1 pseudogene is annotated in these 874 nt (G+C 78.8%); it reads right to left on the bottom strand.

The features are described from left to right. Positions 1–874 (bottom strand): annotated as a pseudogene (locus GPJ59_RS36605) (hypothetical protein); the annotation flags it as partial.

Here is an 874-nt window from a genome sequence, read left to right on the forward strand (position 1 = left end):
TCACGGGGGCTCGGGGAGGGTGAAAGATGACAGACGGGGGTCCCGCCGGCAGCACGACGGTCTCCCCGCCCGGGCCCGGCCGGGCGGGGGTGCAGTCGAACGTGCCGGCCACCTTGGCCTGGAGCTCGCCGCCCGGGCCCGGCCGCAGCGCGTACGTACCCCCCGGGCCGGCCTGCCGCGCCAGGCCGGCGCTGAACAGCGCGGGCACCGGGGCGTCGGCACTGCCCGTACCGCCTCCGCTCAGCAGGGCCGGGTCGAAGGCGCCGCAGCCCATGCCGCGGGACAGCTCCGCGTAGGCGGCTGGCTCGGCGATGATCAGGGTGATCCGGGTGCGGCCCTGGGGGGTGCCGACGATGAAGGAGTCGTCGTCCGTCCACACCGCTGCGGACACCCGTACGCCCGGCAGCTCGCCCGCGGCCTTCACGAGGCCGTCCGGGAGCGGCGCGGCCCGGAGCGCGGAGATCGCCGCGTCGCCCCCGATGGCCAGCCGGGCCACCTTGAGCCGGGCCGAGTCCACGGACGCCAGGACGGCGGCCCCGAACCCCCCGGTCGTGACGGCGAGGAGCAGGGCGATCAGCGGCAGGACGGAGGGACCGGTCCGGCCGCGGGGCTGCGACGCCCCGCCGCCGCGGGATCCCGAGCCGCGTGCGGCCCGCACCAGCCCGAGGAACCCGACCAGCCCGGAGCGGCGGGCGGCCACCCGGGCGAGCCACCCGGTCAGCACCGGCAGGAGCCGGGCCAGCAGCAGCCCCCCGCACAGCGCGAGCAGCAGCGGAGCCGCGATCAGCAGCGGGTCGGTGTCGCTGCCGGCCGGGGTGACCCCGCGGCGGCGGACCTCCAGCACGGCGGCGCCGGTGGCGGCGAGGACCAGCAG

The organism is Streptomyces bambusae, assembly GCF_019400985.1.
Lineage (GTDB): Bacteria > Actinomycetota > Actinomycetes > Streptomycetales > Streptomycetaceae > Streptomyces > Streptomyces bambusae_A.